This is a genomic window from Pseudomonas sp. fls2-241-R2A-110 (assembly GCF_030209165.1).
GTDB lineage: Bacteria > Pseudomonadota > Gammaproteobacteria > Pseudomonadales > Pseudomonadaceae > Aquipseudomonas.
On sequence record NZ_JARVSN010000006.1, the window covers coordinates 246,172 to 273,088 of the forward strand.

Here is a 26,917-nt window from a genome sequence, read left to right on the forward strand (position 1 = left end):
AAGGTTGACTGCGGAACGCTGGCGGCACAGTCTTCCCGCTCCAGTTTTCATAGAGGAGACAGTCAATGCCTTTCGCCACGGTTGACGGACAAGCCCTTCATTACATCGATCAAGGCACCGGCCCGGCCGTTCTGCTGGCCGGCAGTTACCTGTGGGACCAAGCCATGTGGGCGCCGCAGATTGCTGCCTTGTCGCAACACTATCGGGTGATTGCCCTGGACCTGTGGGGCCACGGTGAGTCCGGTCCTCTTCCCGAAGGCACACAGTCATTGGATGACATCGCGCGTCAGGCCTTGGCCCTGCTCGATCATCTGCACCTGGAGCGTGTCACGCTGGTCGGCCTGTCGGTCGGTGGCATGTGGGGCGTGCGTCTGGCGCTCTCGGCGCCACAGCGAATCAACGGCCTGGTGCTGATGGACACCTATGTCGGTGTCGAACCGCAACCGACTCGCCAATACTATTTCTCGCTGTTCAAACAGATCGAAGACACCGGCGTGATTGCCCCACAACTGCTCGATATCGTGGTGCCGATCTTCTTCCGTCCAGGGATCGATCCACAGTCGGCGCTGTATCAGGCGTTTCGCGCGATGCTGGCGGCGCTACCGCCGCAGCGTCTGCGTGAAAGCATCGTGCCGATGGGGCGAATTACGTTTGGACGTGATGACCTGTTGCCGCGTCTGGGCGAGCTGAATGCCGAGACCACGCTGGTGATGTGCGGTGATCAGGACAAACCGCGGCCACCGAGCGAAACGAAGGAAATGGCCGAGTTGATCGGTTGCCCTTATGTGCTGGTGCCGGAGGCCGGGCATATCTCCAATCTGGAGAATCCGCAGTTTGTGACTGAGGCTTTGTTGAAGTTTCTGTCTGAAAGAAATTAGTCGAGCTTGCTGGCCCATCGCGGGCTTGCCCGCGATGGGCCAGTTAATTCACTTCGGCCCGAGAATCTTCGCCAATTTGTCCGGCGACGGTGCACCTTGCTGTTGTTGCAACTCGCCTTTGTCGTCCATATAGAAAATCGCCGGGGTGGCCTGTAGCTCCAGGTCTTCCATCAACTGCATGTTGGCCGCGAGCTTGGCCTGAATCCCTGGCGGAACATCTTTCAGGGCTTTGAGCGAACTGCCCTTGCCAGACTTTTCGTGCTCTTCCAGCGCCTTGCTCGGGTCCTTGGCGGCCAGCAGCGCGGCGGACTTGCCCGGGCTGTCTTCGCGAATGATCCCGACCATGATATGGCGCAGTTGCACCTTGCCGGCCTTGACCCACGGCCGCGCCTGTTCCCAGAACATGTTGCAGTAAGGGCAGTTCGGATCGCTGAACAGGTAGACGACACGCGGTGCATCCTTGGCGCCGTCACCGATCCAGTTGCTGGCTTCCATTTTTCCCCAGACTTCCTTGGCCATCGGCGCGTAGACCAGCTTCTGCAACGGGGCGTTGCTCAGGTCATTGCCCTCGGCGTCGTACAAACTTCCCAGTAGCACGTGTTTACCATCCGGCGTCAGGTACAGCGCCATGCCACGGTTCTGGTATTGCGCCGCGTAACCACGCAGACCATCGGGCGCATCGAACTGGCCGACGATCTTGGCGCCCTTGGCTTCGATTTTCTTGATCGCGTCAGGCAGTTCTTCAGCAGCCTGCACTGACGGCAGGTGCAGCAACGCAGCACCGAGGGTCAGCGTCAGCAAGTGGCGGAGGCGGGGCATGGCAGTTTCCTTGAAGGGGTGGCCGAGGCGGCAGGAAGAGGGGAGTCGAAGTTTTCCAGGGCACGGGCCAGGCTGGCCTGCGAGAGTTCGCCCAAATGGCTGCCCAGCAGTCGACCGTCCGGGCTATAGAACAGCGTCGTCGGCAGTGCCATGGAGCCCACGGCCTGGCCCAATCGACCGCTGCCATCGAACAGTACGTTGGCCAGGCTCAGGCCCTGGGTTTCGAGGAACGTGCTGACGCTTTGCATGCTTTCGGCCTGATTGACGAACAGGAAGGTCAGGTCCGGGCGCTGTTGCTGGGCGTTTTCCAGCACCGGCATTTCCCGACGGCAGGGCGGACACCAAGTGGCCCACAGGTTGATGACCAGCGGACCACCCTTATAGTCCGCCAGTTGCACGGTTTCGCCGGCGGCATTGCGCAGGGCGATTTCCGGCAGGCGGGTGCCTTGTTCGTAAATGCTCAGGGAGAACGTCGCCAGCAGCCAGAACGCCAGGCCGCTGGCCACGCCAAAGCCCAGCGGACGGCGCAAGCCCGGGCGTCGCCAGCCGCGATACAACGCGGTGAGCAACAGCACCAAGACCCCGGGCCAGGCGAGGAAACCACCGTCACGCAGGTCAATGATCTGCCACGGGTCGTTGCGATATTGCGCCCAATAGGCGACCACGAAACAGATCCTTGCTGCCAGCAGGCCGAGTAAAAACAGGCTGAACAGTGCCGACTCCGGATTCTCGCCGCCGCGCTTGGCCACTCGCCAGCCGACAAAGGTCGCCAGTGCCAGCGCACTGATCAGCAGCAAATGGTTAAGCGCGATGGCAAAAGTGCCGAGGGTAAAAGTCAGCATTAACGAGCATCTCGGGTGGTGGTCCAGCGTTGCAGGAATGTGTCGGCATCCACCTCACCGGTGATGCGCTGGCTGCGGCGCTCTTCGCCGTCTGCGCCGATCCACACGAAACTCGGTGGCCCCGGCACTTTATAACGGCCGAGCAGTTCGCGGCTGGCGGCATTGTCGGCCGTCACGTCCAGCCGTAGCAAGCGCACGTCACTCAAGGCTTGCATCACGTTGGCCTTGGCGAAGACCGTTTTTTCCATGACCTTGCACGACACGCACCAGTCCGCGTAGTAGTCCAGCAGCACCCATTGGCCCTGGGCCTTGGCGGCATCCAGTTCCTGTTGCAGTACTTGTGGGCTGTTGATCGTGGTGAACGCCTCGTGGCCACTTGGGCGGGTGGTGTTGCCGGAAGCTGCGGCGCTGTAGATCTGCAACGGTTTGAGCAGATCAGCGCTGCCGCCGGCGGCGCCGATCAGCAGCAGGCTACCCCAGATCCCGAGCAGCAGTGAGCTGGCGCCAAACAAATGGGCAATGCGGCCAAACCCCTGCGACTGTTTCCAGGCACTGAACGCGGCGATCAGCAGCAACGCACCGCACAGGCCGATCCACAACGACTCATCCAGCACCGGACGCAACATCAGCAACGCTGTTGCCAGGAACAGAAAGCCGAACACGCCCTTGAGCAGGTTCATCCAGGCGCCGGGTTTGGGCAGGAAGCGATTGCCCACTGTCACCAGCAACAGCAGTGGCACACCGATGCCGATGCCCATGGCAAACAGAATCAGCCCGCCATGCAACGCGTTGCCGCTTTGCGCGATATAGAGCAGGGCACCGGCCAATGGCGCGGTCATGCACGGGCCAACCAGCAAACCGGACAAGGCCCCCAGCACGCCAGCGCCGACCAGGCTGCCCCCACGCTGATTACGCGAGACGTTTTCCAGTCGATCGCGCACGGCCACCGGCAGTTGCAACTCGAAGAAGCCGAACATCGGCAATGCCAACAGCACAAACACTGCCGCGAAGCTGCCCAACAGCCAAGGGTTCTGCAATAACGCCTGAAGGTTTGCACCGAGCATCGCGGCCAGCACGCCCATCGCGGCATACACCAGCGCCATGCTGACGACGTAACTGCCCGCCAGGGCAAACCCGCGTTTGGGCGCGGCACCACTGCCGACGATCAAACCGGCCAGGATCGGCAGCATCGGCAACGAGCAAGGGGTAAACGCCAGCAGCAGGCCCAATCCGAAGAACACCAGCAAGCTCCAGCCCAGTGCCCTTTGTTGCAGGTCACTGGCCAGGGCTTGATCCGGCGCCTGGCTTAAGGTCGCCGTGGCAGCGCTGCCGCCCAAATCCACGACTTGGGTTTGCGGCGGATAACACAAGCCCGCGTCGGCACACCCCTGGAAGCCTACTTTGACCTGACCGGTGACTCCCGCTGGAATCTTCAGTTCAAGGCCCTGGCGATAAACCTGTTGCTCACCAAAGAACTCGTCACTGTGGGATTCGCCTTCGGGTAATACAGGATGTTGCTCCGGGGCCAATCCCTCGAATTTCAGACGTTTCTGATAAAGGTAATAACCGTCGGTGATTTGCCAATAGAGCTGTGTTTCGCCCGATTCAAGGCGTTCGGACGTGAAGATGAAAGCTTTGCCAACGGGAAGAAAGTCGGGTTTGGTTTCAAATGGATTGTTGCCAGTCTGTGCCTGAGCGAGGCTGGCAAACAATCCAAAAACAAACAGGAAAAAAACACGCATCGGCAACGCCTTGGAATTTACAGGTTCAGATCACGATGAGGGGCATCGATTAACCGGGTGTTAACGCAAGGCGTCAGCGTGTGTCTTGCTATTTCAAACGTGCTCCGCGGTTCAGCTTGTGTATTTAGCGAGCATCGTTATAGGTCAGTCGGTATTCGGACAGGGCACCATGAGTGAGCTTCCAATCCTGTGCGAAGGTCAAGGCTGACTCGATTTGTGCCGCGGTCATGTCGTCACCGATTTGCGCAAGATTACTGATCGCGGTATCGAGTTGGGAAAAGTCACGAGTACTGTCAATCACTAGCCATATCAACCCATAACCTTTCACAAGGTCTCGGTCATATCCATATTCATTGGCGTCTTCCTCGTCTGTGTAGTCAAAGGAGAGCGCGTACCCATAATCGAGTAACGCGTTGACGTCGCTGATGTGCACCCTTTTTTCCAGCCATTGGCGCTTTGCGGCTTTGTCGTTGCTGCCTGGCCTGCGATTGCTGTACCAGAGCATGGCTTTCGGAAAACCGGCATCGGCAGCTTTTTTAAGCAGATCATTAACCGCCGCATAACGAACGACGCCTTCTGGAATAAGGGTTGTATCCTTGTCATACCGTAGCGCCAGGATGTATTGCCCTTCTTGAAAATTCGCCTCGGCGGATTTTTTCAACCAGTCAATATCCTGGGTCAGTTCATACATCTGAAGCATTGCTTCGCCACTGCCTCCATCGGCTGCTGCCTGAGCCAGCGTTTTGGCTTTCTTCACAGAGGCCTCGTCTGCCAGCCGCATCAAGGCGTAAACATGATCCTGGGCGGCGGCGAGCCGGTACCATTTTTTTGCTTCTTCGGTCACGGCTTTGTCCTGTCGCCTGAACACTTCGCCCAAGGCAAACTGCGCCGTAGCATCACCGGCACAGGCCGGAACCTTCAAATAAGCTTCCGCGTGGGTGAACTCGCCCAGGTTGTACAGTTCCATTCCTCTTTTTTTTGCAATTTCTTGCTGCTCTTGTACGGATTTGATTAATAAAGTCAGGTTTTCGAGAAAACCGAACAGCATCGTCAGTGCATCTGGATGGGTATACATCATTGATTCCTGTGTTCATGGAGGGTTGAGGTGCCACCCGACACAGGCTATTGAGTGAAGAGAAGTGAAGTGCGGTACATAGTTACCGCATGCCATGAAGTGACGACTTGCCGGGACAGCCATCGTTGACCGCGACATAATCCCGGGTTAATCGGTAGCCGTTTTAATCAACGCATTTGCACAGGTAGAACCATGCACGTACTGGTTTGCGAAGACGATGAGCTAATCGCCAGCGGCATTGTCGCAGGGCTCACCGCCCAGGGTCTGACCGTGGAGCATGTCGCCACAGCCTCCGCCGCCAGGGCCATGCTCAAGGTCGCCGAGTTCGACGTGATGGTGCTCGACCTTGGCTTGCCTGATGAAGACGGCCTGAAGTTGTTGCAGCAGTTGCGACAGCATGGCCTGGAAATTCCGGTGCTGATTCTCACTGCGCGAGACTCGGTCACCGACCGTGTCGACGGCTTGCAAGCCGGTGCCGACGATTACCTGCTCAAGCCATTCGACTTGCGCGAACTGGCAGCGCGCCTGCACACGCTGTTGCGGCGAGTGGCGGGACGCAGCGTCAACCTGATCGAACACGGCCGCCTGACTTATGACCCGAGCAGCCGCGAAACCATGCTGGGCGGTCAGCCGGTAGACCTTTCGCGTCGCGAGCAGTCGCTGTTGCAGGCCTTGCTGCACAACCGCGGCCGGGTGCTGTCCACCGAACAACTCAAGGACAGCGTCTACGGTTTCAACGACGAGCTGGAAAGTAACGCCCTCAACGTGCATATCCATCACCTGCGGCGCAAACTCGGCAATGGCATTGTCGAGACAGTGCGCGGCCTGGGCTATCGCCTGGGGCCGGCCGATGGCGGAGAAGAGTCGAAGTGATGAGTCTGCGTTTGCGCCTGAGCCTGACGCTCGGCGCCGCCTTTGCGTTGATCTGGGCCCTGGCGGCGGCCTGGATGCTCAGCGACTTGCGCAATCAGATGATGTTTTCCCTCGACCAGCGGCTGGTGGCGTCGGCGCGTATGGTCGCCGGCCTGATGGAGCAATTGCCGCCGCTACCGACCAAGGGCGAGGGGACGCATTTCAGCGCCGAACAATTGAACATCCCCGGCGGCATGGCCTGTCAGGTCAGTTCCTTGCGTGGCGAAATCCTCGCCCGCAGTCACAGCGAGCCGCAACAAACGCTGGAAGCCGAGAAACTGGGCTTCCACGATCAGATGATCGATGGCGCGCCATGGCGCAGTTTCACCCTGTCGCGCGGTGATCTGCGCATCACCACCGCCGACCGGCAGATCGAGCGTGAAGCCCTGAACATGTCGATCCTGCTGGCCGCGTCGGTGCCGGTGGGCGTCGCATTGCTCGGCTGCCTGTGCCTGCTCTGGCTCGGCATCGGCCAAGGGCTGGCGCCACTCAACCGGATGCGTGATGCGTTGATGCGGCGCAGCGCCGACTCCCTTGAACCGTTGCAAATCCAGCCGCTGCCCAGTGAGCTGCAACCGCTGCTGGACACCCAGAATCAGCTGTTCCAGCGCATCGGCAAGACCATCGAACGCGAGCGACGCCTGACGGGCGACGCGGCGCATGAATTGCGCAGCCCGCTGACCGCAATCAAGACCCACCTGCAGGTGGCACGCATGACCGACGGCGCCGCGCGGGATCAGTCTCTGGCCCGGGCCGAAGAGGGCGCCGACCGCATGCACCGCACCCTGGAACAATTACTGTTGCTGGCGCGCGTCGAAGGCAGTCTGTCGTTCGATGACGGTGTGCAGTGCAGCGCCGAGCAAGTGGCGAAACTGGCGATTCAGGATGCGGCCAGCGGCGATCGTCAGCGGATCAAGTTCCAGGCGCCGGCGAAGTTCTCCGCTGCACCGGTGCAGATGCCGGCCGTGTTGTCGATTGCGGCGTTACGCAACCTGCTGGACAACGCCCTGCGCCATACCCCGGGTGATGGGCCGGTGGAGCTGACCCTGGAAACCACCGGCAATCGGGCACGCTTTCTGGTCCGCGATCACGGCCCGGGCATTGCCGAAGACGACTTGCAACATCTGACTCAACGCTTCTGGCGCAACGGCCAGAGCACCGGCTGCGGCCTGGGGCTGGCAATCGTCCAGGCGATCGTCCAGCGCTGTGGCTGCACGTTGCATTTCGACAGCCGTCCGGATGGGTTGCGCGTTGAGCTGACCATGCCGTTGCAACCGCTCTAACCAACACCCCAATCCCCTGTGGGAGCGAGCTTGCTCGCGATAGCGGCTGCACATCCAACTTGATGTGACTGATATACCGCCATCGCGAGCAAGCTCGCTCCCACAGGGGGGGGTGCACATCAAAAGTAACGTCTCTCCATTAGTCGCGGGGCTCGAACGGCGCTATCGTCCCCGGCAGCTTTTTCTCAATGGATTGAGGTACAGCGCCATGGATGCACCCCTGCATATTTGTCAGGCAACCCCCGCCGACGCCGGCATTATCAGCCGGATCGTCGAGCGTTCCATTCGCGTCGGCTGCGCGCTCGACCACCGCAACGATCCGCGAACCGTTGCCGCGTGGACCCACAACAAAACCACCGAACACATACAGCCCTGGCTGACCGATCAACGGTTTTACCTGAACATCGCGCTGTTGCAGGACAAACCGGTGGGTGTCGCGATGGCGGCGATCAACGGCAAGGTTGCGTTCTGCTACGTGCAGCCTGAATGGTTTCGTCGCGGTGCCGGAGAGGCGCTGGTGCACGACCTCGAAGGCTGGTTGATCGAACGGGGCGCACGCCAGGCCCGACTCAACAGCACCCGCACCAGCGAGGCCTTTTACCGCCATCTGGGATACCGGCCCTGCGCCGACACCTTCGCCGTGGCAGGCCTCCATGCCATCCCCATGCACAAGACTTTGGTGCCCCGTTTATATAACCAACCCCAAAACATTCTTAAGTGAACGGCATTACCTGTGGGAGCGGGGTTGCCCGCGATAGCGCCTTATCATTCGACATCGACGCTGGCTGACCCACCGCAATCGCGGGCAAGCCCGCTCCCACAGGGGGTATCGATTCACTTCAGAATGCGCAGTTGCGCCGATCCAACACGAAACATGGTTCACGGCATCACTGTCCGGCCATTGATGGGCCGGACCGACTCCCTAAGATGGAGCGCAGACGCCTGAACCCCGCGAGCCTGAGCGAGCCTCTCCATGACTTCAGCAAGAACCCTTTACGACAAACACATCGATTCCCACACGGTGTGTCGCCTCGATGACCAGGGCCACGTCCTGTTGTATATCGATCGCCAGGTCATCAACGAATACACCAGCCCCCAGGCGTTCAGCGGGCTGCGCGAGGCCGGACGCGGGGTCTGGCGTGCCGGCACCGCGTTGGCGGTGGTCGATCACGTCAACCCCACCACACCGCTGCGCATTGCCGCCATGCCCGACCCCGGTGGTGCGAGGCAGGTGTCGTACCTGGCGGACAACTGCCGGGATTTCGGCATCGAATTGATCGACATCCTCAACAAACGCCAAGGCATCGAACACGTCATTGCGCCTGAGCAGGGTTTCATTCTGCCGGGCATGGTGATCGCTGCCGGCGACAGCCACACCACCACGTATGGCGCCCTCGGCGCGTTCGGTTTCGGCATCGGCACCTCCGAGATCGAGCACCTGCTGGCGTCCCAGACCCTGGTCTACAAACGCCTGAAAAGCATGCGCGTGACGGTGGACGGCGAGCTGGCGCCGGGGTTGACCTCCAAGGATGTGATCATGGCGCTGATCGGCCAGATCGGCGCATCCGGGGCCACCGGCTACGCCATCGAGTTTTGCGGCACGACCATCAATGCCTTGAGCGTCGAAGCGCGCATGACCATTTGCAACATGGCGGTGGAGGCCGGGGCCCGAGGTGCCTTCATGGCGCCGGACGAAAAAGTATTCGCCTACCTCAAGGACAAACCCCGGGCCCCTAAAGGTGAATTGTGGGAGCGCGCCGTCGAGAAGTGGCGGGACTTGCACAGCGACTTGGATGCTCAGTTCGACCGCGAAGTGACAGTGGACGCCAGCGCCCTGGAACCGATGGTCACCTGGGGCACCAGCCCGGACCAGGCCTCGCCCATCGGCGCCCACGTGCCTGATCCGCAAGATGTCAGCGACTTGATCCTGCGCCAGGACATGCGCCGCGCCCTGAAATATATGGGGCTGGAAGCCGGCATGCCGCTCAGCGACATCGTCATCAGCCACGCCTTCATCGGCTCGTGCACCAATGCGCGCATCGAAGACCTGCGCGATGCCGCCAGTGTGGTTCGCGGCAAACACGTCGCCGAACATGTACGGGCGATGATCGTGCCGGGCTCCACCGAAGTCCGGGATCAGGCCGAAGCCGAGGGGTTGGCGGCGATCTTTATCGAGGCCGGTTTCGAATGGCGCCAGTCCGGTTGCTCGATGTGCCTGGCGATGAACGACGACGTGCTTGCCCCCGGCGACCGCTGCGCCTCCAGCACCAACCGCAATTTCGAAGGCCGTCAGGGCGCCGGCGCCCGCACGCACTTGATGAGCCCGGCCATGGTTGCCGCCGCCGCCATCACCGGCCGCTTGACCGACATCCGTCACTTTGGAGCCCGCGCATGAGCCTGCAACCATTCACTCAAGTCACCGGCAATGCAGCCCCGATGCTCGCGGCCAATATCGACACCGACGTGATCATGCCCAAGCAGTTTCTCAAGGGCATCGACCGCGCCGGGCTGGATCGGGGGTTGTTTTTTGACCTGCGGTTTTTGCCGGACGGTTCGCCAAATCCCGAATTCGTGTTGAACAAGCCCGCATGGCAGGGCGCGAGCTTCATGGTGGTCGGGCCGAATTTCGGCTGCGGGTCGAGCCGCGAGCATGCGGTCTGGGGCTTGAAACAGATGGGGATTCGGGCGCTGATCGGCAGCAGCTTTGCCGGGATTTTCTATGACAACTGCCAGCGTAACGGGGTGTTGTTGATTACCCTGGAAGAAGCAGTGTTACAGCAGCTCGGGCAAGTGGTCAGTGAGCCGGACAGTGCGCTGATCAATGTCGATCTGGACGCTCAGGAGATTCGCCTTCATGCGGGGCAGATCATCCCGTTTGAAATCGACACTTTGCGCAAAACCGCGTTACTCCTCGGCCTCGACGCCATCGGCACCACCTTGCAGCGTAGCGAGCAAATCAAAGCCTTCGAGCGTAGTCACCTGGCGGCCAACCCCTGGCTAAGCTGAACCACAAATCCAAATGTGGGAGCACTACACCGACAACCCCTTGAAGTGCTCCTGCAAAAATTCCACACACGCGCGCAACTTCCCGGAATACGCCAACCGCGTCGGGTACACCGCCCAGACGTTGGCGCTCTGGGTGTATTCAGGCAGTACCTGGACCAGCCGCCCTTGTTCCAGCAACGGTTTCACATCCCACAATGAGCGCAGCAACACGCCGCGCCCATCCAATGCCCACTGCAAGACAATCTCCCCATTGTTGGACGACAGCGGCCCGCTGACCCGCACACTGTCCTGAACCCCGTCGCGTTCCAGGTTCCAGATGCCGAACGCGTTGTCGCGCTCCTTGATCACCAGGCAATGCTGCTGTTCCAGATCCGCCAGCGTCTGCGGCGTACCGTGGCGTTCCAGGTAAGCGGGGGCGGCGCACAACACCCGTCGGTTGCTCACCAGATGCCGACCAATGTGCTGGCCGGGAATGTCGTCGCCGACACGGATCTCCAGATCAAAGCCTTCGTTGACGATGTCCACCACTCGATCGAACAGGTCCAGGCGAATCTCCAGTTCCGGATAACGCTCGGCCAGCAACGAGAGAGCCGGTGCCACATGGTTACGGCCGAAACCGAAAGTGCTGCATAAATGCAGACGTCCGCGAGGGCTGTCGTGGGCGTCGGAAAGTTCGTCGTGCAGTTGCTGGAAGTCATCGAGAATGCGCAGCGCCCAACGCTGAACCCGCTCACCGTCCTCGGTCAGTGCGATGCGTCGGCTGGTGCGATGCAGCAGGCGCGTGCCGAGGGTGGTTTCGAGAATCTGGATGCGCTTGCTGACGTAGGCGGGCGACAGGCCCAGTTCATCGGCAGCGGCGGCGAAACCGCTTTTGCGGATGACAGTGAGTAAAACGCGCAAGTCTTCGGGTAGGGGCACGGTGTCTTTCTTGAGGGTCATGACAGAACGAGCACTGGCGGCATGAGCCGCCAGCATAGCATCGCGGGAGAGGTTGCTATTCAGCGCAAAGCTTGGCTGCGGCCCGGGCATGACGCCCGCGCTTGAGGGCAATCGGCGCCATTTTGCTGCGGTCCAGTTCACCTTCCCACGCCGCCACCACCAACGCTGCCACCGCGTTGCCGATGATATTGGTCAGGGATCGGCATTCAGCCATGAACCGGTCCACGCCGAGGATCAAGACCATCGCCGCCACTGGCACCGTTGGTACCACCGCCAGGCTCGCCGCCAACGCCACGAACCCCGCGCCAACCACCGCGCCCGCGCCTTTGGAGGTGAGCATCGCCACCGCCAGCAAGGTCAATTGCTGCTCCAGCGTCAGGTCGATATTGGTGGCCTGGGCCAGAAACAGCACCGCCAGGGTCATATAGATATTCGTACCGTCGAGGTTGAACGTGTAGCCGGTCGGCACCACGATACCGACCACGCCCTTCGACGCGCCGAGGCTTTCGAGTTTCTGGATCAACTGCGGCAGCGCCGATTCCGAAGAGCTGGTGCCGAGCACGATCAACAACTCAGCCTTGATGTACGCCAGCAATTTAAAAATGCTGAACCCGGCATAGCGGGCGATGCTGCCCAGCACACAGGCGACGAAGATAAACGCGGTCAGGTAGAACGTGCCGATCAGTTTCAGCAGCGGCAACAATGAGCCGAGGCCGTACTTGCCGATGGTGAAGGCAATCGCGCCGAATGCACCGATCGGCGCCACGCGACTGATGATGCCGACGATGCGGAAAAACACTTCGCTGGCCTGGTTGATGATGCCGACCAAGGGCCGACCCTTTTCGCCGACCATCACCAGCGCAATGCCGAACAGCACCGAAACGAACAGCACTGGCAAGATTTCACCCTGGGAGAACGCCTCGAAAAACGTCGTCGGAATCACGTGCAACAGAAACCCGGTCACGCCTTCGCCGTGTTGCGCCTGGCCGACGATCCCGCGCAGGCCAGTGACGGCCCGCGGTGGGCGTGGACTCAGATCAGTGCGTCGCGGCTATCAGCGCAGGAAGCCGAGGACTTCGGCGAGCAGCAGTTCGGGGGCTTCTTCGGCGATGTAATGGCCGGCGGGCAGGGCTTTGCCGCGCACGTCGGTGGCGACGAGTTGCCATTCCTTCAGCGGCTCGAAACAACGTCCGACGGTGCCTTCGGCGCCCCACAGAATCAGCAATGGCAGGTGCAGGAACTGGCCGGCGGCGATGCTGGCGCGGTCATGGTCCAGATCGATGCTGGCGCTGGCGCGATAATCCTCGCAGATCCCGCGCGCGGTGCCCGGCAGTTTCAGGCAGCGCAGGTATTCGGCGAAGGCTTCAGGCGTGAACGGCTTGAGCCCGGCGCTGCGGCTTCCCATGACGCTGCGCAAGTAGGCTTCAGGATCAGCTTCGATCAGGGTTTCCGGCAGCGGCGCCGGGCGGATCAGGAAGAACCAGTGCCAATAGGCGCGGGCAAAGGCTTCGTTGGTTTGCTCATACATCGACAAGGTCGGAGCGATATCCAGCAGCACCATGCGTTGCACGTTATCGGGATGATCCAGCGCCAGCCGATGGGCAACCCGGGCACCACGGTCGTGGGCCAGCACCGAGAACTGGTCGAAGCCCAGGGACTGCATCAACTCGACGCCGTCCTTGGCCATTTCGCGTTTGCAATAGTGTGTGTGGTGATCGTCGGCTGGCGGTTTAGCGCTGTCGCCGTAACCGCGTAGGTCGGCGGCAACCACAGTGAAATGCTCGACCAGTTGCTCGGCAATTTTGTGCCAGATGACATGGGTTTGCGGGTGACCGTGCAGCAACAGCAAACCCGGCCCGGTGCCGCCGATGCGGTAGGTGATGTCAACGCCGTTGACGTGGCGCTGGTCTTTCAGGAATCCGGCGAACATGGGGAATGACTCCTTGTTGTAGTTGCCTGCATCCTGGAAGTGTTGCCCGGTCAGGGCAAGGCGCAAAGCGTGTAGGGCTTGTTCATGAAGTGTGTTTCGGTGGCGTTGCTGATGGCCTCATCGCGGGCAAGCCCGCTCCCACAATGATTTGTGTACGCCTGCCCATGTGGGAGCGGGCTTGCCCGCGATGAGGCCTGATCAGGCAGCGGAAATCTCAGCCCTGCTTGAACATCTCTTTGGCCCGCTGCTCAATCTGCGCCTGGGTCAAATCCTCCTTGCGCGTGGCCAGAAACCACAGATGCCCATAGGGATCTTTCAAGGTCCCCGAGCGATCGCCATAAAACTGATCCTTGACCTCGGACACCACCGTGCCACCGGCCGCAATCGCCTGTTTATAGGACTTGTCCACGTCGTTCACATACAGATGCAGCCCCACGGACGGCGACTTGTCCGGGTTGCTCAACGGCCCCTGATCGCACGGCGTGCCGAGCATGATCGGGCAATCGCCAATCCTCAGCTCGGCATGCCCGATGCCGCCATCCGGCATGGTCAGGCGCATGACTTCGGTCGCACCAAAAGCCTTCTTGTAGAACTCGATGGCTTCGGCCGCTTTCTGAATGCCCAGGTAAGGCGTGATGCTGTGATAGCCCTCTGGAATGGGTTTTACGCTCATGACGGTTCTCCCTTGTTGTTGTGAATTGAAGGTGTTCCTTCGCCGATTTCCGGTCGGATAACTATAGGTCAGCCCTTTTTGCGTCACCGAGTGCCCGACGAGCAGCACCACTGTCCGGCCATCAACAGCGCAGCAGCAAATTGCTCGGCTTTATCCATTTTTAATCGACAAAACCCCCGAGAGTACGGGGTGAACGGGTCTGCCGTTTATGTGGCGCGGCCCGACAACATCAATAACCCGGGCTTGCAGAAGCTGGCCAAGGCATTGAATTCGGATGAGGTTCGGCAGTTCATTTTGACTCGCTACAAGGGGCAGATTGCACCGGGGGTTCTAAGTCTTTATTGACCGGTCGGGCCCTTTCGCGGGCAAGCCCGCTCCCACACTGAATCTGTGGCGTTCACAAATCCCCCGGCCTCCAGTACCTCACCCCAATTGCAGCCAGTGAGCTAAATCGACAACTGCATCAAGCGTTCACCCTGCACGTTTTCCGTAGGCCTGCGCTTGTTTACCGCCAGCTCGCCGATCTTGATCAGGCGCGTGCGCGTGACGTTGCGGCTCAAGCCGAGCAGGGCGGCGGTGTGCACCTGATTGTAATGGCTGAAGCGATAGGCAGCTCGCAACAAGGCGTCTTCGACTTTCTCGTGCAGCGCACCAGCCTGTTGCTCGAAGAGCTTTTGAAAGGCCCGGTCGAGCAAGGCTTCCGGTGAGTCGTCGACGTTGGTGTGGTAATCGTCCTGACGCTCGATACGCATGTTCGACAGGCGCAGGTCATCGCGTTCGATCACGCCGTTGCGGCAGATCAGCAGGGTGTGATGAATGACGTTTTCCAGTTCGCGGATATTGCCTGGCCAACTGTAGCTGCGCAGCTTCAGTTCGGCTTCTTTGCTGATGGTAACGGTGCCGTAGCCGAGGCGCTGACTGTAGGCTTCGACGAAATGTCGGGTCAGCGGCAGGATGTCGCCGGGGCGGTCGCGCAGTGGGCTCAGCTCCAGGCTGACGACGTCGAGGCGGTAGTACAGGTCCTCGCGAAAATGCCCGGCGTTGATGGCTTTTTCCAGCTGCACGTTGGTCGCCGCCAGCACCCGTACGTCGATGGGGATGCTCTTGCGCGAACCCAGGCGCACCACTTCGCGCTCCTGCAACACCCGCAGCAATTTGACCTGGATCGCCATCGGCAGATCGCCGATTTCGTCGAGGAACAAAGTGCCGCCGTCGGCCTCTTCGAACCAGCCGGCTTTGGCGCTCAGCGCGCCGGTGAACGCACCTTTCTCATGGCCGAACAGCTCAGCTTCCACCAGGGATTCAGAGAACGCGCCGCAGTTCACCGCCACGAACGGTCGGTTGCGGCGGGCGCTGAGGTTGTGGATATGCCGCGCCACCAACTCCTTTCCGGTGCCGGTTTCGCCGATAATCAGCACGCTGGCTTCACTCGGCGCGACTTGTTGAATGTGCGCGAGCAAGGCCTGGGATTTTGGGTCTTCGAACACCTGTGCGGTAGCGCGGATCGAAGTGGCCAGAGCGGGCGAGGGCGGTAGGGTCAGAAGTTGCATTGGGCAGGCTCCAGCAATGGAAGGCTATGAATAGAAAGTCGGGATCGGCAGGGACTGGTTCAACGCCCAGTCGCCTAGTTCATGGAGTTTGTAATCCACCGGATCGTGCAGGGTTTGCGTGCGCAGGTTGCGCCAGTGACGGTCCAGTCGCAGGGAAGCGTGAGTCGAGCGTGCGCCGGTGACTTCGAACAACCGGCTACAGATGTCCAGGCCGTTGCGCGTTGCCGCGACCTTGGCGGTGGCGATGGCGGTGGCCAAATGTCCGCGCTCTTCGGCGCTCAGGTTCGTGCCTCTTGCCCACGCCTTGTCGAGCAATTCGGCAGCGCGCTCGACCAGCAAGCGAACGCCTTCGAGGGCGACCCAGAACTCACCGTAGTGACCGAGGACATAAGGATCCTGACGCACATCCTGTGCACTGGATTTGTGCCACGCACGGGTTTCGGTCAGGGTGTATTGCCGCGCTTCTTCGAAGGCGCCTTCGGCGATGCCGAGGAACATATGGGTGAACGTCAGTTGGGCAATCAACGGCCGCAGGCAGGCAAACGGTGTACTCAGGGGGCCGGGGTCGAGCAGTAATTCCGATTCCTCGACCCGCACCCGTTCGAACGTCGCGCTGCCGCTGTCGGTCTGGCGCTGGCCCATGTTGTTCCAATCGTTGTGCAAGGTAATGCCGCTACGACCGCTGGGAATCGCGGCGATCAACAGCTTGCCGCCGGCGTTTTCATCCACCGCCGAGGCGATCAGCATTTCTGAATCGCTGGCGCCGGAGCAGAAACTTTTCTTGCCGGAAAACTCACGCCAGCCGCCGAGGTTTTTCACCACGGTGCGGGTGTCCAGCGGGTTGAGGGCGTTGCCCCAGAACCAGTTTTTGCGCGCCGTCTGCTCGAACCAGGGTTGCCACTGTTCGGGCTTGGCGAACAGGCGCACGGTGGCGAGCATCAAGTGATGAAAACCAAAGACATGGGCAATCGAGCTGTCGACCTTGGCGAACTCGCGCACGATGCTCAGGGTGTCACTCCAGCTGGCGCCAAGGCCGCCGTATTGGGTGGGAATGCTTAACGCGAGGAGACCGCTGTGGCGCAGCGCGTCACGCTCGGCCTTGGGCGTGCCGCCACGCTCGTCGCGCTCGACAGCGGTCAGGGCAAATCCGGCGGCCAGGTGGCGGGCGGTCTGCAAGGGGGATAACAGGGCGCTATGCGGCTTGGCAGTCACGCGGGATTCCTCATAAAAGTCGACACAGATCCCGTTCTGATCGTTCCCACGCTCTGCGTGGGAATGCAGCCCGTGACGCTCCGCGTCACTGGACGTGGAGCGTCCTTAGAGGCATTCCCACGCAGAGCGTGGGAACGATCAAGCCAAGGAAAGGTTTTCAGGCCGTGGCTTTGGTGGGCAGTACGTCATTGGCGATCATTTCGCCAAACGGCCCGGTGAGGTTGGTGACGCCACGCCCTGCCAGGCTCGCGTACGGCTCAGGCAGCAGCGGGAACACCAGCTCGGCAAAGCGATACGCCTCTTCGAGGTGCGGGTAACCGGAGAAGATAAAACTCTCGATGCCCAGGTCCGCGTATTCCTTGATCCGTGCCGCCACTTGCTGCGGATCGCCCACCAGCGCAGTCCCGGCACCGCCACGCACCAGGCCGACACCGGCCCACAGGTTGGGTGCGATTTCCAGGTTGTCACGACGCCCGTCATGCAGCGCTGCCATGCGTCGCTGGCCTTCGGAGTCGAAACGCGAAAAGGACTTCTGCGCGGCGGCGATGGTCTCGTCGCTGATGTGCTCGATCAGTTTGTCGGCGGCTTTCCAGGCATCCTCGGCCGTCTCGCGAACGATCACGTGCAAGCGAATGCCGAATTTCACCGTGCGGCCGTTTCGGGCAGCCCGTTCACGCACATCAGCGATTTTTTCCGCCACGGCGGCCGGCGGCTCACCCCAGGTCAGGTAGACATCGACCTGCTCGGCGGCGAGTTCATGGGCCGCTTCGGAAGAGCCGCCGAAATACAGCGGTGGATACGGTTTTTGCACCGGCGGATACAACGCCTTGGCGTTCTGCACTTGCAGGTGTTTGCCTTCGAAATCGACTGATTCGCCTTGCAGCACGCGGCGCCAGATCTGCAGGAACTCGTCGGTCACTTCATAGCGCTCGCTGTGATCGAGGAAGATCCCGTCACCGCGGTTTTCATCGGGATCGCCGCCGGTCACGACGTTGATCAGCAAGCGGCCATTGGACAATCGATCCAGCGTGGCGGCCATGCGCGCCGAAACCGTTGGCGAAATGATCCCCGGACGGATAGCCACCAGATAACGCAGGCGTTCAGTCAGCGGCACCAACGCCGAGGCAATCACCCACGAATCTTCGCAGGAACGCCCGGTCGGAATCAGTACGCCGTGGTAACCGAGGCTGTCAGCGGCCTGTGCCACTTGTTTGAGGTAGTTGAGAGTGACCGGGCGGGCGCCCTGGGTCGTGCCCAGGTAATGACCGTCGCCGTGGGTCGGCAAAAACCAGAAAACATCCATGAAGAAATCCTTAAGCGATTTTCAGCAGATTTTTAGGGTGCACGCCAAACAACGGCGCGGCGCGTTCTGCAGCAAGGCGAATGCGGGCCTTCAAGGGCTCACTGGTTATTTGGTAATTGGAGAAGTCGGCTTCGGTGGCGTAGACGCCAATCGGCAAGGTCAAGGCCTGGAAGAAACTGAACAGTGGCCGCAATTGATGATCGAGCATCAGCGCATGACGCTCGCTGCCACCGGTGGCGGCCAGCAGCACGGGAGTGTCGATCAGCGCATTGAGATCGATCAGGTCGAAGAGGTGCTTGAGCAGGCCAGGGTAGGAGCCGCGATACACCGGCGCGGCGACGATCAGCAGGTCGGCGCTCTCGATGGCTTGCAGCTCGGCTTCGATCTCGGCGCTCAGTTCCTGACGCGACAGGGCGGCACCCAGTGGTCGGGCGATGTCGCCCAGTTCGATGAGCTTGCTCTCGATCGGCAAATGCTCGGCCAACTCCGCCAACAGGGCGTGAGTCAGCACCAGGGTGCGGGACGGACGCCAGGTTCCGCCGGAGAGGGCAACGACTTTCAATGGGCGCGACATGATCAGTTCCTTTTTAAACAGTTGCTCAGCGAGCAGTGAGTAGTCACAGGGCTTGAGCAAGAGCTGTACCAATCCTTCAAAGCCCCGTTTTCCGCGGCTTGCAGCGTGTTGAGCCACAGGCACTGTTCAATTGGCGAGGCTGTTTGTTGAAACGCTGTTGCCTGACAAACAGTTGCGTGGACAACAGTTGTGTTGGCACTGAGGTTGTTTATAAAGGTTGATCGTTATTCCTCAAAAGACCTTAAATTAATATTTATAGATCCTTTGGGTATATTAATTGCTTGAGTTGACTGACATTAGTCAAAGTCGATAGCCACTATCGAGAGCGTTGATTTCTGCCCTTCGAGGGCGGCGGGTAGCCTGTGTTCATTGCCCCGAACCCAGATGCCAGGACGCCAAACATGAAACCTCTGATCGCCACTTTCTTGATGCTCGCAGTCTCCGTTCTCGCCGGATGTGCCAGCCATGTTTCACCAGAATTGCGTCCGTACACCGCGGAAGAAACCAAAGAATTGGCATTGGAAGACCTGAACCGTCGAGGTCTGTCCTTTGAGGAATACCACGCGAAAAAAGCTCAATTGCTCGGCCAGCCACAAAAGTCGTTCAGTTTCGACAAACAAGGCGAAATGAACGCCGGGCGTGTTGTACAGCTTCACGGTCGCCCAAGCTGATCGAAAACTGTACCGCTCGAAGTTTTACCTAACTGTCCGTGGGTTTCCCTCGGGGCGTGCGATAGGGTCAACCTCTGACTGACCCTGACGGACTGCCGCTCATGACCCTCTCATTCGATCTGCTACTGGGTTTCGCCCTGTTTGCACTTGTCACCTCGATTACGCCTGGCCCCAACAACACCATGTTGCTGGCATCCGGTGTGAACTTCGGCTTTAACCGCACCATTCCGCACATGCTGGGCATTACCTGCGGTTTCTTTGTGCTCGTCGTGGCGGTCGGCTTTGGCCTGGGTGCAGTCTTTCAAACCTATCCGTTGCTCTATACGATTTTGCGTTACGTCGGTGCCGCGTATTTGCTGTACCTGGCATGGAAGATCGCCCATTCCGGGCCGGTCTCGGAGAGTGAAAAGGGCGAGAGCAAGCCGATCAGCTATCTTGGCGCAGCGGCATTCCAATGGGTCAACCCCAAGGCCTGGATCATGGCCATCGGTGCCATCAGCACCTACACGCCGATGCAGGGTTATTTCACCAACGTGATCGTGATTGCGGCGGTGTTCGCCTTGATCAACTTGCCGAGTGTCAGTGTCTGGGCCGGGTGTGGCACGTTGTTGCGCAACGTGTTGAAGGATCGCCGCTGGTTGCGGCTGTTCAACTGGGGCATGGCCTTGCTGTTGGTGGCTTCGCTGTATCCTTTGTTGATTGAAGGCTTTAGCTGACGCATTGCTTCAACCGGTTGCCCGATGCCTGTTAAGCTCAACTTCAGGAGCGTTCCTACGCACTTTTAAATGAAGTTGTTCTTCTTTAACGGCCTCCGATCAGGTATTTCTAAAGCCCTGAAATATCAGCGCAGCTCACAAGGCTGCGCTTTGGCGTTTCAGTGACGAGCTTCCTGATCCCGGAACACGCTCTGCGAGTCTTATATGAATAAACGTCCTCTGTATTTCGACTACGCCGCCACCACGCCGGTGGATGAGCGGGTCATCAAGGTCATGGTCGATTGCCTGGGTTTCAACGGCAATTTCGGCAACCCGGCGTCCAGCTCCCATGCATTCGGCCAACAGGCCCGGCAAACGGTCGAGCACGCGCGTCACCAGGTCGCCGAATTGGTGGGTGCCCAGGCCGAGCAGATCGTCTGGACTTCCGGTGCGACCGAATCCAACAACCTTGCACTCAAGGGCGTGGCCCAGGCGCGCGGCGTGTCCGGCGGCCACATCATCACCAGCCAGATTGAACACAAGGCGATTCTCGACACGGCGAAACAGCTGCAAGACGCTGGCGTCGCCGTGACCTATCTGGTGCCGGACGCCGAAGGGCTGATTACCCCGCTAGCGGTCAGCGAAGCGATGCGCGAAGACACCTTTCTGGTGTCGCTGATGCTGGTCAACAACGAGTTGGGCACGGTCAACGACATCGCCGCCATCGGCCAGGTGGTGCGTGATCGCGATGCGTTGTTTCATGTCGATGCAGCTCAGGGCGCGGGTAAAGTGGCGATCGATCTGGCTCGGTTGCCGGTGGACCTGATGTCGTTTTCGGCGCACAAGCTCTATGGCCCCAAAGGCATCGGCGCGCTGTATGTCGGCCCTCGCGCGCAGCAGCGCTTGCAGGCGCAGATTCACGGCGGCGGTCACGAGGGCGGTTTGCGCTCCGGCACCTTGGCGACTCACCAGATCGCAGCCATGGGCGTTGCATTCGCGTTGGCGGGCGCCTCGTTCGAAGATGAGCAGGCCAAGATCGTGCGGCTGCGCGAGCGCCTGCTTGATCAGCTGCTGAGCATTCCCGGCGTTCGTCTGAATGGCAGCCCGACCCAGCGCATTCCCCATACCCTGAGCCTGACCTTCAACGAAGGCGAGTTCAATTCCGCGGCGTTGAGCCAATCGATCGCGTTTTCCGCGACCTCGGCCTGCAACTCGGCCAGCAATGCTCCGTCCCATGTGCTGTTGGCGCTGGGACATGATGCCCGCGCGGCCGGCCGCACCATTCGCCTGAGTCTCGGCCGGTTCACTTCCGACCAGGACGTCGACCTGGCGGCACAACTGATTAAAGCGGCCTGCGCCAGTGCTCCGGCATTTTGGCAGTAGGGCCTGAAAGTGCCGGCGTTTGATCGGCACTCAACAATAATGATGCAGTGATGAGCAGGAGACATGATGAGTACGCAGCCTTCGATCAATGGATCGGTGCCCGAACGCCTGGCGCAAACCCGTGAACTGATGAGCCGGGAGGGCATTCATGCTCTGCTGGTGCCGTCGGCCGATCCGCACTTGTCGGAATACCTGCCGGGCTATTGGCAAGGGCGGCAGTGGTTGTCGGGCTTTCATGGCTCGGTCGGCACGCTGATCGTGACACCGGACTTTGCCGGCGTGTGGGCCGACAGCCGTTACTGGGAGCAAGCGACCAAGGAACTCAAGGGCAGCGGCATCGAGCTGGTCAAGCTGCAGCCGGGTCAACCCAGCCCGCTGGACTGGCTGGCCGAACAAACCCCTGAAGGTGGCGTGGTCGCGGTGGACGGTGCGGTGATGGCCGTGGCTTCGGCGCGTACGCTGGGTGGCAAGCTCGAAGAACGCGGCGCTCGCCTGCGCACCGACATCGACCTGTTGAACGAAGTCTGGCGCGACCGTCCAACACTGCCGAACGAGCCGATTTATCAACACTTGCCACCTCAGGCGACTGTCAGCCGTGGTGAAAAACTCGCGAAATTGCGTGAGGTCCTGAAAGATCGCGGCGCTGATTGGCACTTCATCGCTACCCTCGACGACATCGCCTGGTTGTTCAACCTGCGCGGCGGCGACGTGTCGTTCAACCCGGTGTTCGTTTCCTTTGCCTTGATCAGCCAGGAGCAGGCCACCCTGTTTGTGGCCCTGAGCAAGGTTGATGCCGAACTGCGCGCGGTCCTTGAGCAGGACGGCGTGACCCTGCGCGACTACAGCGAAGTGGCGGCTGCCTTGAGCGCCGTGCCGAGCGGCGCGAGCCTGCAAGTCGATCCGGCGCGGGTGACTACCGGTTTGCTGGATAACCTGAACAGTGGCGTGAAACTGGTCGAAGGCCTGAACCCGACCACCCTGGCCAAGTCGCAGAAAAGCCTGGCCGATGCCGAGCACATTCGCCAGGCCATGGAACAGGACGGTGCAGCGCTGTGCGAATTCTTCGCCTGGCTGGACACGGCGTTGGGGCGTGAGCGCATCACCGAGTTGACCATCGATGAACACCTGACGGCTGCGCGTACTCGCCGTCCGGGATATGTGTCACTGAGCTTCAACACCATTGCCGCGTTCAACGCCAACGGTGCGATGCCGCACTACCACGCCACCGAAGAAGAACATGCGGTGATCGAGGGTGACGGCTTGTTGCTGATCGACTCCGGCGGTCAATACCTGGGTGGCACCACGGATATCACGCGGATGGTGCCGGTCGGTACGCCGACCGCCGAACAGAAACGCGACTGCACTCGGGTACTCAAAGGCGTGATTGCGCTGTCCCGCGCGCAATTCCCGCGTGGCATTCTCTCGCCGTTGCTCGATTCGATTGCCCGTGCGCCGATCTGGGCTGAAAGCGTTGATTACGGTCACGGCACCGGTCATGGCGTCGGCTATTTCCTTAACGTGCATGAAGGTCCTCAGGTCATCGCCTATCAGGCCGCTGCAGCGCCGCAAACCGCAATGCAGCCGGGCATGATCACCTCCATCGAGCCAGGCACTTACCGTCCGGGTCGTTGGGGGGTGCGGATCGAGAACCTGGTGTTGAATCGCGAAGCCGGCAAAAGCGAATTCGGCGAGTTTCTGAAATTCGAAACCCTGACCCTGTGCCCGATCGACACTCGCTGCCTGGAGCCTTCGCTGCTGACGCCAGACGAAAAGCAGTGGTTCAACGCTTACCATGCCGAAGTGCGCGAGCGCTTGAGTCCGTTGCTTGAAGGCGCGGCCCTTGAGTGGTTGAACACGCGTACCGCGGCTATTTGATCGCAGCCGTTCAGGCGCCCTTTCGCGGGCGCCTGATTATCGGGAGTTAACTCAGGGCTTCAAGGATGAAGTCCAGCCGATCCTGACCAAAGAACATCTGGTCACCGACAAACATGCTCGGTGCGCCAAACACGCCTCGTTGGACTGCTTTCTCGGTGTTGTCCTTTAGAGCGGCTTTGACTTCCTCATCGGTGGTGAGAGCCAGTACCTGGTTTGCGTCGAAGCCATTTTGCGTTAGCACGGCCGCGACAGTCGCCGGATCATTGAGGTTACGCCCCTCAACCCATAGCGCGTGGAATAGGCAATCGATAAACGCCGGAAAGCGCTCGGGATGGCGCATCTGCATACCCATGACGGCGCGCATGAGCATCAGGGTATTGATGGGGAATTCAGCGGTGAACTTCAAAGGTACGCCGTAGCGTTTGGCGTAACGGTCCAGGTCCTCAAACATGTAGCGACCCTTGGCCGCAATGGTTGCCGGTGAGGCGTTGCCGGTGGCTTTGAACACACCACCCAGCAGCATCGGCTTGTAGATCAGCTGACTGTTGGTCTGCTCGCAGATTTTCGGCAGTTGGGTGTATGCCAGGTAGGTGGCGGGGCTACCCAGATCGAAAAAGAACTCCACGGTTTTGCTCATGGTCGGTGCGCTCTGCTTATTGTTGTAGGGGAGGGCTTACCAGCGTTCATTCCAGGGGCGCAGATCCAGCTCGAACGTCCAGGCGTCCCGAGGCTGGCTGTGCAGATACCAATAATTTTCGGCGATGTGCTCGGGATTGAGGATGCCATCCTCGTCCTTGGTCGCGTACTTCTCTGGAAAACTTTCGCGAATGAAGTCCGTATCGATGGCGCCGTCGACCACGACATGAGCAACGTGGATGTTCATCGGTCCCAGTTCGCGGGCCATGCTTTGGGCCAGTGCGCGAATGCCATGCTTGGCGCCGGCAAAAGCGGCAAAGCCGGCGGCGCCACGCATACCGGCGGTGGCACCGGTGAACAGGATCGTACCTCGTTGCCGTTTGGCCATCCGCTTGGCGACTTCACGTGCATTGAGGAAACCTGAGAAGCAGGCCATTTCCCAGATCTTGAAATACTTGCGAGCGGTTTCTTCGAGGATGCTGCACGGCACGTTGGCGCCGATATTGAAAACGAACGCTTCAATGGGGCCAATGCGGGTTTCGATCTCCTCGACCAGTGCAATCACATCCTCTTCCTTGCGTGCATCGCAGGCGAACCCGTGCGCGTCGCCGCCATTAGCCTTGATCGCATCGACCAACGGCTGGAGTTTGTCTGCGCTGCGGCGCGTGACGCAGGCAATGTAGCCTTCCTGCGCAAAACGCTTGGCAATGGCGCCGCCAGTAGCATCACCCGCGCCGACAACCAGTACGACCTTCTTGTTATTCATGGGTTGATCCCTTTGATGAACGATCGTTAACTGAACGAACGTTATGCTACGATTTGGTAGGCGTCAAGGCGATCAAACCTGAGGGCAAGGCAATGCGTTACTCGGCCAATCACAAGCTGGAAACTAAAGAAAAGCTATTGCAGAGCAGCGCGGTGTCGGCGAAGAAGGCCGGATTTTCGACCGTGGGCGTGGATGGCTTGATGAAGGCGATTGGCTTGAGTGGGGCAGCTTTCTATAGCCACTTTACGTCCAAGGACCAGTTGTTCGCGTCCATCGTCGAGCGTGAACTGAGTCAGAGTCTGGAGCGATTAGGCGCTGACCAGGACTGCGACAAGCTCGAGCGTTGCTTGAAGCAATACCTGAGCATGGCCCATGTCGAACATCCTGAATCCGGTTGCGCTTTACCGACCTTGGGGGCCGAGATCGCCCGATCAGATGTTCTTGTGCGCGAGGAGGCGCAGGTCTGGATTTGTCGGTTGCAGGAGAGTTGGGCGAAGATCCTGCAAAGCGACAGTCTTGCGTGGGCCATTCTGTCGCAATGCGTCGGTGCGCTGGTCGTGGCGCGAATGCTGGCCTCGACGGATATTCAACGTACCGTGCTGCAGTCCAGTCACGATGAGATTGGCCGCCAGATTGCCGGGCGGCATCAACCTATTTGCAAATGACGATCATGCTACGGCTGGTATAACCGGCAGGGTTGAGGCCGAATGGATAATCGCCAGGCTCTTCCACGGCGTCCCCGGACTTGGCAATGACCTTGTAGCCCTTGGGCGCACACGAGTTGGCGGCGCTGGTGTAACACTTGTCCCAGGACGAGGATAGCCCGGAACAGTTGATATGAAGCCCTTTCTTGCCATGCTTGACTTGGGTTTTCGACGTCGCCGCACAGCCCGCCACTGCGAGTACGGCGATCAGTAACAAAATTCGTTTCATTGCTGTCCTTATAGCGTTCCCGGATCTTGTGTCCGAGTCTGGCTGCATTCGCTTTCACTTTAAGCGTTCTGATATCCCTATCCTGAAAAATCCATGCCTGGCACTGGGTTGCGGGCCTAAACATGGCCTAATTGAGCGGCAAATACCAGACCCGCGTCAAAACCTGCATCAATCTGCGGCGACCGCAGGCTTGGCAGCGCTGCCCATGGTCATGGTCGCACCGACAGACGCCAGAATGATGCACATGATGGCCATCCACTGTGACAGTGACAGGTATTCATGGAGGAACAGCAGACCTGACAGGGCGCCGAATGCAGGTTCAATGCTCATCAGTGTGCCAAAAGTCCGGGCTGGCATTCGGGTCAGCGCGACCATCTCCAGTGTGTAGGGCAGGGCGGTCGACAGAATGGCGACGCCGATGGCCACGGGGATCAGTGATGGCGTCAACAGGGCAGCCCCGGCATGGACGATACCGATAGGGGCGACGAACAATGCGGCGATCATCACGCCCAACGCTGCGGTCTGCACGCCGTTGTCAGCACCGGCTTTCTGGCCGAACAGGATGTAAAGCGCCCAGCAGGCGCCTGCGCCCAAGGCATAGGCGGCGCCCATGAGATCAATTCCCGCGGCCGTTGCACCTGTTGGTATCAATAGCAGCAAGCCGACGGCTGCCAGGGCTATCCATAAGAAGTCGATCGCACGGCGTGAGGCATAGATTGCCACCGCCAGCGGCCCGGTGAATTCCAGTGCGACCGCAATACCCAGGGGGACGGTGCGTAAGGACATATAGAAGAGGAAGTTCATGCCGCCCAATGCCATGCCGTAGACGACGACAGTGCGCAGGGATTTTGCGGTGAGCTTTGCCCGCCATGGGCGCAGCAAAATAATCATGATCAGGCTGGCGAAGATCAGCCGCAGGGTCGTAGTCCCTTGAGCGCCGATTATAGGGAACATGCTCTTGGCCAGCGAGGCTCCGGACTGGATAGATGCCATGGCTATTAATAGCAGCCCGACCGAGAACAGGGTCGAAGCAAAGCTGCGAGGCTGGTCATTCATTGCGTGGCATCGTCCGAAGGAGTGAGGGGGAGTAACGTGCGTTGGGCAATATACTGCGCATTCGCGAGGGGCGCGTCTATATATAAGCAATGATTTCGACGATCCTGACAGAAAAGCATAAATAGGTGTTGACGGCAGATTCTGGAAGTCTATAATTCGCCCCA

At 60.0% G+C, this 26,917-nt stretch carries 26 protein-coding genes and 2 pseudogenes; 12 read left to right on the forward strand and 16 right to left on the reverse strand.

Annotated features, from left to right (window positions below):
• The first annotated feature begins 65 nt into the window (after window positions 1-65).
• Window positions 66-878 carry an alpha/beta fold hydrolase gene (locus QRN31_RS05305; protein WP_285430639.1) on the forward strand — a complete coding sequence of 271 codons (813 nt, stop codon included), beginning with the start codon at window positions 66-68 and terminating at the stop codon, window positions 876-878.
• A gap of 48 nt (window positions 879-926) precedes the next feature.
• Here the strand turns inward: QRN31_RS05305 and dsbG are convergent, their stop codons facing one another.
• From dsbG to QRN31_RS05325, 4 genes are all read right to left on the reverse strand, one after another.
• Entirely contained in the window at window positions 927-1,697 is a 771-nt protein-coding gene (gene dsbG, locus QRN31_RS05310) for a thiol:disulfide interchange protein DsbG (protein ID WP_285430641.1), read from the reverse strand.
• Window positions 1,673-2,539, reverse strand: coding sequence for a TlpA disulfide reductase family protein (locus QRN31_RS05315; RefSeq protein WP_285430642.1), 867 nt, complete (start codon window positions 2,537-2,539; stop codon window positions 1,673-1,675). The genes dsbG and QRN31_RS05315 overlap by 25 nt, the downstream gene beginning before the upstream one ends.
• A complete protein-coding gene (gene dsbD, locus QRN31_RS05320; RefSeq protein WP_285430643.1) occupies window positions 2,539-4,281 on the reverse strand; it encodes a protein-disulfide reductase DsbD in 1,743 nt (580 codons plus the stop codon). The genes QRN31_RS05315 and dsbD overlap by 1 nt, the downstream gene beginning before the upstream one ends.
• A gap of 124 nt (window positions 4,282-4,405) precedes the next feature.
• The gene (locus QRN31_RS05325) at window positions 4,406-5,356 is read right to left on the reverse strand and encodes a tetratricopeptide repeat protein (RefSeq protein ID WP_285430644.1); all 951 of its coding nucleotides are present in this window, start codon (window positions 5,354-5,356) and stop codon (window positions 4,406-4,408) included.
• A gap of 192 nt (window positions 5,357-5,548) precedes the next feature.
• On the opposite strand from QRN31_RS05325, the gene QRN31_RS05330 reads away from it, so the two are divergent.
• The 5 genes from QRN31_RS05330 to leuD all read left to right on the forward strand — a co-directional run bounded on the left by QRN31_RS05330 (window position 5,549) and on the right by leuD (window position 10,557).
• Window positions 5,549-6,229: a response regulator gene (locus QRN31_RS05330; protein WP_285430645.1), complete on the forward strand. Its 681-nt coding sequence runs from the start codon at window positions 5,549-5,551 to the stop codon at window positions 6,227-6,229.
• Window positions 6,226-7,551, forward strand: coding sequence for an ATP-binding protein (locus QRN31_RS05335; RefSeq protein WP_285430646.1), 1,326 nt, complete (start codon window positions 6,226-6,228; stop codon window positions 7,549-7,551). Before QRN31_RS05330 ends, QRN31_RS05335 begins: the two co-directional genes overlap by 4 nt.
• Window positions 7,552-7,759: 208 nt before the next feature.
• Window positions 7,760-8,272, forward strand: coding sequence for a GNAT family N-acetyltransferase (locus QRN31_RS05340; protein WP_285430647.1), 513 nt, complete (start codon window positions 7,760-7,762; stop codon window positions 8,270-8,272).
• 252 nt (window positions 8,273-8,524) lie between these two features.
• Window positions 8,525-9,946: a 3-isopropylmalate dehydratase large subunit gene (gene leuC, locus QRN31_RS05345; protein WP_285430648.1), complete on the forward strand. Its 1,422-nt coding sequence runs from the start codon at window positions 8,525-8,527 to the stop codon at window positions 9,944-9,946.
• Window positions 9,943-10,557 carry a 3-isopropylmalate dehydratase small subunit gene (gene leuD / locus QRN31_RS05350; protein WP_285430649.1) on the forward strand — a complete coding sequence of 205 codons (615 nt, stop codon included), beginning with the start codon at window positions 9,943-9,945 and terminating at the stop codon, window positions 10,555-10,557. Before leuC ends, leuD begins: the two co-directional genes overlap by 4 nt.
• A gap of 24 nt (window positions 10,558-10,581) precedes the next feature.
• Here leuD and QRN31_RS05355 read toward each other — a convergent pair whose 3' ends face one another.
• The 4 genes and pseudogenes from QRN31_RS05355 to QRN31_RS05370 all read right to left on the reverse strand — a co-directional run bounded on the left by QRN31_RS05355 (window position 10,582) and on the right by QRN31_RS05370 (window position 14,099).
• Window positions 10,582-11,532, reverse strand: coding sequence for a LysR substrate-binding domain-containing protein (locus QRN31_RS05355; protein ID WP_222587819.1), 951 nt, complete (start codon window positions 11,530-11,532; stop codon window positions 10,582-10,584).
• A gap of 19 nt (window positions 11,533-11,551) precedes the next feature.
• Window positions 11,552-12,493: pseudogene (locus tag QRN31_RS05360) on the reverse strand (cation:dicarboxylate symporter family transporter); the annotation flags it as partial.
• Window positions 12,494-12,550: 57 nt separating this feature from the next.
• The gene (locus tag QRN31_RS05365) at window positions 12,551-13,426 is read right to left on the reverse strand and encodes an alpha/beta fold hydrolase (RefSeq protein ID WP_285430651.1); all 876 of its coding nucleotides are present in this window, start codon (window positions 13,424-13,426) and stop codon (window positions 12,551-12,553) included.
• Between the two features lie 214 nt (window positions 13,427-13,640).
• The gene (locus tag QRN31_RS05370; RefSeq protein ID WP_285430652.1) at window positions 13,641-14,099 is read right to left on the reverse strand and encodes a VOC family protein; all 459 of its coding nucleotides are present in this window, start codon (window positions 14,097-14,099) and stop codon (window positions 13,641-13,643) included.
• A 210-nt stretch (window positions 14,100-14,309) separates the two neighbouring features.
• Between QRN31_RS05370 and QRN31_RS05375 the strand changes: the two are divergent.
• Window positions 14,310-14,444, forward strand: a pseudogene (locus tag QRN31_RS05375) (MetQ/NlpA family ABC transporter substrate-binding protein); the annotation flags it as partial.
• A 101-nt stretch (window positions 14,445-14,545) separates the two neighbouring features.
• Here QRN31_RS05375 and QRN31_RS05380 read toward each other — a convergent pair.
• From QRN31_RS05380 to msuE, 4 genes are all read right to left on the reverse strand, one after another.
• A complete protein-coding gene (locus QRN31_RS05380; RefSeq protein ID WP_222587813.1) occupies window positions 14,546-15,649 on the reverse strand; it encodes a sigma-54 interaction domain-containing protein in 1,104 nt (367 codons plus the stop codon).
• A 24-nt stretch (window positions 15,650-15,673) separates the two neighbouring features.
• Window positions 15,674-16,861, reverse strand: a complete 1,188-nt coding sequence (locus QRN31_RS05385; protein WP_285430653.1) for an acyl-CoA dehydrogenase family protein — start codon at window positions 16,859-16,861, stop codon at window positions 15,674-15,676.
• A 157-nt stretch (window positions 16,862-17,018) separates the two neighbouring features.
• Entirely contained in the window at window positions 17,019-18,164 is a 1,146-nt protein-coding gene (ssuD, locus tag QRN31_RS05390) for an FMNH2-dependent alkanesulfonate monooxygenase (RefSeq protein WP_285430655.1), read from the reverse strand.
• Window positions 18,165-18,174: 10 nt separating this feature from the next.
• Window positions 18,175-18,738, reverse strand: coding sequence for an FMN reductase (msuE, locus tag QRN31_RS05395; RefSeq protein WP_285430656.1), 564 nt, complete (start codon window positions 18,736-18,738; stop codon window positions 18,175-18,177).
• A gap of 401 nt (window positions 18,739-19,139) precedes the next feature.
• Here msuE and QRN31_RS05400 point away from each other — a divergent pair, with 401 nt between their 5' ends.
• The 4 genes from QRN31_RS05400 (at window position 19,140) to QRN31_RS05415 (ending at window position 23,362) form a co-directional block, all read left to right on the forward strand.
• Entirely contained in the window at window positions 19,140-19,409 is a 270-nt protein-coding gene (locus tag QRN31_RS05400) for a hypothetical protein (protein ID WP_285430657.1), read from the forward strand.
• A 101-nt stretch (window positions 19,410-19,510) separates the two neighbouring features.
• Window positions 19,511-20,125 carry a LysE family translocator gene (locus QRN31_RS05405; protein WP_285430658.1) on the forward strand — a complete coding sequence of 205 codons (615 nt, stop codon included), beginning with the start codon at window positions 19,511-19,513 and terminating at the stop codon, window positions 20,123-20,125.
• A gap of 204 nt (window positions 20,126-20,329) precedes the next feature.
• Entirely contained in the window at window positions 20,330-21,487 is a 1,158-nt protein-coding gene (locus tag QRN31_RS05410; protein ID WP_285430659.1) for a cysteine desulfurase family protein, read from the forward strand.
• 66 nt (window positions 21,488-21,553) lie between these two features.
• Window positions 21,554-23,362 carry an aminopeptidase P family protein gene (locus QRN31_RS05415; protein WP_285430660.1) on the forward strand — a complete coding sequence of 603 codons (1,809 nt, stop codon included), beginning with the start codon at window positions 21,554-21,556 and terminating at the stop codon, window positions 23,360-23,362.
• Window positions 23,363-23,408: 46 nt separating this feature from the next.
• Here QRN31_RS05415 and QRN31_RS05420 read toward each other — a convergent pair whose 3' ends face one another.
• Both QRN31_RS05420 and QRN31_RS05425 read right to left on the reverse strand, forming a co-directional pair.
• Window positions 23,409-23,999, reverse strand: a complete 591-nt coding sequence (locus QRN31_RS05420) for a 2-hydroxychromene-2-carboxylate isomerase (RefSeq protein WP_285430661.1) — start codon at window positions 23,997-23,999, stop codon at window positions 23,409-23,411.
• Window positions 24,000-24,035: 36 nt separating this feature from the next.
• Window positions 24,036-24,764: an SDR family oxidoreductase gene (locus QRN31_RS05425; RefSeq protein WP_090186249.1), complete on the reverse strand. Its 729-nt coding sequence runs from the start codon at window positions 24,762-24,764 to the stop codon at window positions 24,036-24,038.
• 92 nt (window positions 24,765-24,856) lie between these two features.
• On the opposite strand from QRN31_RS05425, the gene QRN31_RS05430 reads away from it, so the two are divergent.
• A complete protein-coding gene (locus QRN31_RS05430) occupies window positions 24,857-25,429 on the forward strand; it encodes a TetR/AcrR family transcriptional regulator (RefSeq protein WP_259152103.1) in 573 nt (190 codons plus the stop codon).
• Here the strand turns inward: QRN31_RS05430 and QRN31_RS05435 are convergent.
• Complete coding sequence (locus tag QRN31_RS05435) at window positions 25,416-25,697, reverse strand: hypothetical protein (protein ID WP_222587803.1); 282 nt, start codon at window positions 25,695-25,697, stop codon at window positions 25,416-25,418. The two genes, QRN31_RS05430 and QRN31_RS05435, sit on opposite strands and share 14 nt — an antisense overlap.
• A gap of 168 nt (window positions 25,698-25,865) precedes the next feature.
• Entirely contained in the window at window positions 25,866-26,753 is an 888-nt protein-coding gene (gene rhtA / locus QRN31_RS05440; RefSeq protein WP_285430662.1) for a threonine/homoserine exporter RhtA, read from the reverse strand.
• Window positions 26,754-26,917: the final 164 nt, after the last annotated feature.